Source organism: Deltaproteobacteria bacterium, assembly GCA_009929795.1.
Taxonomy (GTDB): domain Bacteria; phylum Desulfobacterota; class Desulfovibrionia; order Desulfovibrionales; family Desulfomicrobiaceae; genus RZZR01.
Genome location: RZZR01000259.1, coordinates 1 through 2,484, shown reverse-complemented (window position 1 = coordinate 2,484; position 2,484 = coordinate 1). Strand labels below are relative to the sequence as shown.

General features: G+C 61.3%; 1 protein-coding gene. It reads right to left on the bottom strand.

Going from position 1 to position 2,484, the window contains the following annotated elements:
* Positions 1-1,164: 1,164 nt before the first annotated feature.
* Positions 1,165-2,424 (bottom strand): hypothetical protein, encoded by a 1,260-nt coding sequence (locus tag EOM25_13955; GenBank protein ID NCC26278.1) that lies wholly within the window; start codon positions 2,422-2,424, stop codon positions 1,165-1,167.
* Between the last annotated feature and the right edge of the window lie 60 nt (positions 2,425-2,484).

The window sequence follows — 2,484 nt, the reverse complement described above, 5'->3', positions numbered from 1 at the left end:
GTCAGGCGGTCCTGAATCTCGACCCTGCGGGCCGCCCCTGCCCCGTCCACGGTCACGGTTCCGGCCAGCTTGCCAAAGGACCGGGGGGCAGGCGGTTCAATATTCTGCACGCACCAGTCGGGGTACAGGGTCGGCATCAGGCGGCCCTCCAATCTTCGGAAAGGTCAAGCCAGATTTGGCCTTGGTCGGCCGCAGCATAATACCCACCAGCACAATAAGCCGTTAGGGTTTTGACCCCGAACTCAAACGTCGAAAAGTTATTCAGGGGCTTGTCATGGGCGGGGAACCAAAGGCCTGGGAAATATCCGCGAACGCTCGGGTTCGTTCCGACGGCAGACGAGGCCTCCACGTTAAGGAGGTACGGGCGGCAAACATAGACACATCCCCTTGCGTCAGGGTATGGGATAGCAAACAAACCGGGCGCGCCCATGCCCGCCTTGGTCCCTAGGTTAGTCAAACATCCCGGCCCAAAATATGATATCGGGGAATTCTTCTCCGACGAAATCGTCCCGCTTGAAAGGCGAGCCACTTTGCAAGGGCAGGCGTTGGTCGTTGTTGGGGCTGAGGGTAAACCAAAATACCCTGGGCCATTCACGGCGCGGACGTCTGTATTGACAAACCCGCCCCACAAGACACAATTCCACTGGTCGTCCCCAGGGACAACAGACGTTACGTCCCCGAAGTAGAAACAAGAGCAAGCGTCTTTTGCTCCAACGGTGGTCGACGAGTTTGCCCAGGCCATGAAATAAAAGCCCCGATCATCTGCAATCACCACCCACGGCCTCCCTGTGGTGCTGTTGCTTGTAGCGGACGCTAGAATCGCCCCTCGCCTCGTACTGTCATAATTCGGGAAAAATGCGTTCGATCCAACGTCTATACTGGTCAACCCCTCATACCCGACAAAATCACAACGCCGCCCCGTGTCCAGGCTCCCGTCGTGCTGACACCGCAAGAAAAGCCTCGTCCCTGCCGGGGGCCGGAAAACCGCCTTGCCATTGGCAAGGTCTGCAAACGGCATAGTCCAGCCAGCCGGGGCCTTGCTCCCGTACCCATCCACAAGGCAGGCCTTGAGGACCTTGACGGCCGTGCCGACCTCGGTGGAATAGCTGGAATGCAGGACCGGGGCGTTTGCGTCATCCCATCGGTAAATAGTAGGTGCAGCCATCAGTTAGCGTCCCCCCTGATTTGAATTGTGAAAGAATCCTCGGCCTCGGTTTCAGGCCCCTGCAATGTAGTCCTGACCACCCAGACCGGATAATGGGCGGCCCGGGTGTTGAAGCGGAGGACATTGCCCGAGGACCAGCCCGTGCCCCATCCCCGGTGATCAAGGAAAAAGTACGGGACCCCGGTTGCCGGGTTGACCGGGGCCATGTCCTGGGAGGTGTAGCCCGTGGCGATGATGCCCACGGTTTCGCCCACGATGTTGAAGGCGTCCGAGCCCGTGAAAATGACCGCCCACCGCTCCCCAATCGCCCCCTTGTTCGTGACCTCGACCGGATACTGGACAAGGTTGAACTGCGCCGTGGTCCCCGAACCAACCCGGGAGTCCGACCAGACCGAGGTCCATGTGGCCTGGGTAAATTCATTCTCGGTCCCGGCCTGCAAATCCCCGATGGGCAGGACCGTTGAGACTAGGCTTTCGTCGGCCGGGTAGTCATGGGTCAGGGGGGCGACGGCCGAAATCGTGCCGTTGATGGAAACGTCCCCGAGCAGGACCATATCCTCCCGCCGGTGCCTGACTTGGAAGGGTTGCTCGTAGGCCGCAAGGTCAGGCAGGGGGTCGGCAAAGGCCATAGTCCCGGCCGCAAGGTCCACGGTGTAGAGGCCCGCCGATGGGACCCAAAGGCCGTTTTTGTCGTGGAGGTCAACCCAGGACAGGGCGCCCCGGGAAAGCGTGGCCGTATGCCCTGCCGTCAATGGGTTGGGCAGGACGTCAATGTCGGTGTGATGGACCACGGCGATGTCGCCTTTCCTGAAAACCGGGACCCGCCCATCCTGGGGGAGCCGGACCGGATCCAGGCCGATCAAATCGGCGTCGAGGGGCAAATACGAATAGACCACGCAGTTGTATTTGACTGTGTCGGCCAGGACAGGAAGGGGCCTGAAAACCTGCCCGGCCTCGTTCTCCAGGCTCGGGTCGTACCATGAGGCCTCGGTCCAGTCCTCGCCGTCGACCCACTCGCCAAAATGGACCGTGACCACGCCCGTGGAGGCGTTGACATGGCCCTCAACCCCGGTCCCGGAAATGACCCCGTCCACGTCGGCCGTGCCGGTGATCATCGTCCCGGTGTCGGCCCGCTCGGCCTGCACATAGAGGGACCCGGGCCGCAATGGGGCCCCGGGGGTCCTCCAAGTCATGCCCGTGGTCGATTGCCGCTTGAGGGTATAGAGGAGGCCCGAAAGGGTCACGGTGTTCAGGCCCATGACGTCAAAGGCCGGGTAGAACTGGATCGTCCCGGTCTAGTAGTCGATGGAGCCCACGGC

What these genes read in the sequence shown, in the direction of transcription:
- EOM25_13955 (NCC26278.1), bottom strand. Translation starts at nt 2,424, where the DNA reads ATGGGCCTGAACACCGTGACCCTTTCGGGCCTCCTCTATACCCTCAAG.